The following is a 5,357-nucleotide window of genomic DNA, read 5'->3' on the forward strand; positions in this document are numbered from 1 at the left end:
AAAGCATGGCCTTTGGTTTGAGTGACCAAACCATCACCAATTAAAGCCTTAAAAGGAATTTGTTCATTTACTGTATGGCAAATCGTACTATGTGTTTGAGTCATCCATGTCATTTTTTTAACACCGAACTTAGCAAACTCATCTAGCAATATCATGCGATGTTGCTGAACACGTTTTGCCTCATCATTAACATGTAAAGCCAGATTAAAGCCAGATAATTCATGGTGATCCGTTGCTAATGCTAAAGGATGTTGAACACGTGTCTGTCCTACACATACGCCTTGAGGTAAACCTTGAACAAATTCCATATACGCGTCCTTAATATGCAGCGTTTTCTGAACGTAACACATCTACTAAATGCGTAAAATCTTCAGGCCACGGCGCTTCAAATAGCATTTCTTCACCCGTACGAGGGTGTTTTAAGCCCAATTTAGCTGCATGCAATGCTTGGCGCTTAAAACCACGTAAAGTATCAATGAGTAATTCAGACGCGCCTGCTGGTACACGTACACGGTTCATATAAATCTGATCACCGATCAGTCCATAGCCGATATAACTAAAATGCACACGAATCTGATGAGTTCGACCTGTTTCAAGACGAGCTTGTACACGAGTAAAATCTTTAAACCGTTCTTTTACATTGTAATGGGTCACAGCATCACGCCCGCCCGGTAAAATCGCCATTTTCACACGATCAACTGGATGACGTTTGATCGGTTCATCAATAGTACCGCCAGCAATAATATTTCCATAAACAACTAGGTCATATACACGGTAAACCGATTTATTTGCTAACTGTTTACTTAAAGAAAACTGCGCTTCAAGGCTCTTGGCAACGACTAACAAACCGCTTGTATCTTTATCAATACGATGCACTAAACCCGCACGAGAAAGTTCCGACAATTTTGGGAAATGATAAAGCAAGGCATTCACTAAAGTTCCAGAACTATTGCCTGCCCCTGGATGTACTACCATGCCTACTGGTTTATTAATGACTAAAATGTCGTCATCTTCATAAACAATATTAAGTGGAATATTTTCAGGTTGACTTGTGGTCTGTGCTTCGAGCTCAACTTCGAGTGTAAGCAGCTCTGTCCCTTCACAACGGTGCTTAGGCTTGACAATGTTACCATTCACCAACAGATGGCCATCCTTCAACCATTGTTTAAGCTTTTCACGTGAAAACTCATTCCACACCAAGGCCGCAACCTGATCGATACGTTGTCCCAGATAGGTTTCATCTAACTGAACTTGCAACGATAAACGTGTTGCAGTTGTATCAGAAGTATGGTTATCTGCATCCTCAGAATCTTCAAGTAAATTGAAGTCGGTTTCAGATAAGTTTGTGTTTGAAGATTGTGCTGAAGTCATTTGATCATTGAGATAAAAGTGGTTTAATAGCGCAATTGTAGCTCATTGCCCAACATAACAGAGGAGTTTTTATGTCGCTACCACGTTATAAAATTACGATGCTTGCCTTATCTTTAGGTGTAGCGTCTGCATTTGTGGGCTGTAGCAGCAATCCAAGTAAAAAAGAAGTGGTCGATAGTGGCCCACAATCTAGTGAACAAGCTTACTTCGAAAAGGCCCAAAAGTCGCTTGACCGTGGTCAATATCTTGATGCGACCAAGTCTTTAGAGGCAATCGATACTTATTATCCGACTGGACAATACGCACAACAAGCACAACTTGAACTTCTATATTCAAAATTTAAACAAAAAGATTATGAAGGCGCGATTGCCTTAGCAGAACGTTTTATTCGTTTAAATCCTCAACACCCAAATGTAGATTATGCTTACTATGTTCGTGCTGTATCGAATATGGAGCAAAACTACGACAGTTTGATGCGCTATACATCTCTGCAACAATCTCATCGTGATGTGAGTTATTTAAAAGTTGCTTATCAGAACTTTGTTGATTTAATTCGTCGTTTCCCAAGTAGCCAATACTCTGTTGATGCTGCTCAGCGTATGAAGTTCATTGGGCAAGAACTTGCTGAAAATGAAATGACTGCTGCACGTTTTAACGTTAAACGTAAAGCTTGGATCGCAGCTGCTGAACGTTCGCAATGGGTAATTGAACACTATCCACAAACTCCTCAAGTTCCAGAAGCATTAGCGACTTTGGCATATAGCTATAATCAATTAGGTGATAAAGCGACTTCACAACAATATATTGAAGTTTTAAAGCTTAATTATCCTAACTTGGTGAAAAAAGACGGCACAGTTAACATGCGTGCTGCTCGTAAAGAAGGTAACTGGATTAACCGTGCGACTCTGGGTATTTTCGGTCGTGAATCTACGGCTGCAACTCCAGAAAGCACAGCTGAAGCAGAAGCTCCAAAACGTGGTTTCCTCAATCGCGTAAGCTTTGGTTTAATTGGTAATTCAGATAAAGAAGAAACTGAAGAACCAGAAAAAACTACTGTTGAAGCTCCAAAGTCAGAACGTAGTTGGACAAATCGTTTAAGCTTCGGTTTATTAGATAAACCTGAGCCACAACCAGCAGAAAATACAACTGTTGCTCCAGCTGTTAGCTCTACAGGTGTATCAACTGAGACTCAGTCAGATGATGCAACGCAAGGTACTAGCGACGCTGCTCAATAAGTTACAAATTTAAAAAAGCACCAATAAACAGGCAAGTGATACCACTTGCCTGTTTGTTTTTATAAAATATTAAAATATTTATTGTGTAGATCTTGCCTCATCATGTCAGAATATTCTAACTCACTCTCTCATCAGTTTTAATACGGTTATCTGAATTATGGCAATTCCACAACATACGATTGATCAGATTTTAGATCGCACAGATATTGTCGATCTGATTGGTCAACGTGTGAAACTGAAAAAGACGGGACGTACATATTCCGGCTGTTGCCCTTTTCATCAAGAAAAAACGCCATCGTTCCATGTCTATCGCGACAAGCAGTATTATCACTGCTTTGGTTGTCAGGCTAACGGGAACGCGATCCGTTTTCTTATGGACATCGATAACCGAAATTTTATAGATGTCATGAAGGAGCTATCGAGTAGCGCTGGAGTCGAACTACCGAAAGATAATACTGAAAATAAAAAGCTGTCTTATACCCGTCAGGTTACGAAACCACCAGTTGCTAAAGCAAATACGGCGGAGCCTGTAACTCCAACTCCACAACAACCAACTGATGAAAGTTATAACACGCTTGAACCTGTATTTTTTGATGATCCATTTGCTCAGTTTGAGCAGCCTTTTAGTTTTGATGAACCAGTTCAAGAAGGTAATTTATATGACTTACTGGAAAATGTTGCTCAGTTCTATGAGCACCAATTACCTAATAGTCAAAAGGCAAAAAACTACTTTAAACAACGTGGCTTAACTAATCAGACTATTCAGTTTTGGCGCTTGGGTTATGCACCAGAAGACTGGCAACACTTAGAAAAAGCTTTTCCTTATGATATTGATGGTTTAAAACAGCTTGGACTTATTCGTTCAAGTGATAGTGGTCGTGATTTTGACTTATTACGTGACCGTGTCATTTTCCCGATTCGAGACCCTAAAGGCCGCGTCGTTGGTTTTGGTGGACGTGCCTTAAATGATGAAATCAAACCCAAATACATCAACTCACCTGACTCAGAAGTCTTTCACAAGAATCAGCTACTTTACGGGCTTTATGAGGGTAGAAAACTTAAGTCTAGCGACTGGTTAATGGTTGAAGGCTACATGGATGTCATTGCGCTTCAGCAATATGGCATTACAGGGGCTGTCGCAACTTTAGGGACTGCAAGTAACACAGAACATCTTAATATTTTATTTAAACAAAATAGCAGAATTACCATTGCTTTTGACGGTGATGCTGCGGGTCAAAAAGCAGCCCGCAGAACGTTAGAAATTGCTTTACCACTTCTCAATGATGGCCGTGAACTCAAATTTTTCGTGCTACCAAATGACCACGATCCGGACTCTCTTATCCGTCGTGAAGGGCTTGAAAATTTCCAGAAACTATTACAACAGGCCCCTCTTTTGTCTGATTTTGTGTTTGCCCATTTAACAGGTCAACACGATATTAGTACCCCTGAAGGCAAAAGCTTGGTCATGGGTGAACTCAGAGAACTGACTGAACTATTACCCAAACAGGGCTCTTTCCGCTATTTACTTAATCAATCTTTCCGTGAAAAATTAGGTTTAGGTAAGCGTTTTACCCCACAAGTTAGTCACGATGCATCGTTATCATTTAATATTCAAACGAAAGATGAAGACTTTGCTGTCGCAATTTTGATGCACCATCCATTCCTTTATATTCATTTTGAAGGATTACGTGCCTATATTCCTCAAGATGAGTTATTGGCTAAAATATTAGCAAATTTAAACCGTATATTTGATGAGTTGCCTGATGACCAAGAGCTAGCGACTTATTATGTTTTAGGTGCATGCAGCAGTTATTGCCATGAAATTGCAGATATTATGCAAAGAACCAATATCCAGGCATTAACTCAAGCACCTGAAGTGGCTGACAAGTTAGCTCAAGAATATGCGTTAGGCTTAAAAGAAAGATATTTACGTCAAAAGCTTAAGTCACCGATCTCTCTGATTGAATCAAGAAATCTAAGGCAGCAACTCAATGAATTAACAAAACAAATTAGCTTAAGACTGTTGTCTTAATGTTTTGGCTTACGCTCATGATCAAAGACGTCCTGTAAATGCTGTTGTAGCCATTCTAAATAATCAGGATTTTCTGCCTTGGCAGCTTCGCGTAGCAAAATAGATGTCGGATGCATAAGCTTTTGCGTCAAACGATGCGCGAATTGCTGTAATACTTGTTCAGCATTTTCACCATGATGCAAAGCCTCTAATGCGTGCGTAAGCTCTTGTTGGCTAATTTCTTCACTATGTTGGCGGTAAGCATGAATTGTGCTGCCCGCCTCTTTAACTTTTTGATGCGTAATAAGCTGGGTAGCTAACTGATTAACCATGACTTCTGCTTCAACAGCGGCCTGACGTCGTTGAGCAAGGTTTTCATCAATCACGCTTTGTAAATCATCAACACCATACAAATAGACCCCATCAAGCGCTTCAACTTTAGGATCTATATCACGAGGCACGGCTAAATCAACCATTAACATTTGTTGATAGCGACGTTTCTTTAATGCAGCCTTAACATCTTGATAAGCAATAACTTGATATAAGCTACCAGTACAACTCGACACAACATCAGCACGATATAAATTTTCAGCTAATGCTGAGAAATCAATAATTTCAACTTCAACTTGATGTGAAATCTCTTGAGCCAATTGGTCAGCACGCTCACGGCTACGATTACAAATAATAATTTTGGCAACACCCATTTCAGCCAGATGTTTAGCAACCAAACTATTCATTTC

General features: G+C 39.9%; 4 protein-coding genes and 1 pseudogene. 2 read left to right on the forward strand and 3 right to left on the reverse strand.

Annotation, left to right across the window (positions count from 1 at the left end):
• On the reverse strand, positions 1–308 hold a 308-nt coding region (locus UC75_RS22060), incomplete at its 3' end, for a laccase domain-containing protein (RefSeq protein ID WP_228137439.1).
• Between the two features lie 10 nt (positions 309–318).
• Entirely contained in the window at positions 319–1,371 is a 1,053-nt protein-coding gene (gene rluD, locus UC75_RS15990) for a 23S rRNA pseudouridine(1911/1915/1917) synthase RluD (RefSeq protein ID WP_005303089.1), read from the reverse strand.
• 71 nt (positions 1,372–1,442) lie between these two features.
• On the opposite strand from rluD, the gene UC75_RS15995 reads away from it, so the two are divergent.
• Positions 1,443–2,606, forward strand: coding sequence for an outer membrane protein assembly factor BamD (locus UC75_RS15995; protein WP_049838156.1), 1,164 nt, complete (start codon positions 1,443–1,445; stop codon positions 2,604–2,606).
• A 157-nt stretch (positions 2,607–2,763) separates the two neighbouring features.
• Complete coding sequence (locus UC75_RS16000; RefSeq protein WP_049838157.1) at positions 2,764–4,638, forward strand: DNA primase; 1,875 nt, start codon at positions 2,764–2,766, stop codon at positions 4,636–4,638.
• Here the strand turns inward: UC75_RS16000 and UC75_RS22065 are convergent.
• Positions 4,635–5,357: pseudogene (locus tag UC75_RS22065) on the reverse strand (glutamyl-tRNA reductase); the annotation flags it as partial. The gene UC75_RS16000 and the pseudogene UC75_RS22065 sit on opposite strands and share 4 nt — an antisense overlap.

This window comes from Acinetobacter sp. V2 (genome assembly GCF_001188385.1).
Lineage (GTDB): Bacteria > Pseudomonadota > Gammaproteobacteria > Pseudomonadales > Moraxellaceae > Acinetobacter > Acinetobacter oleivorans.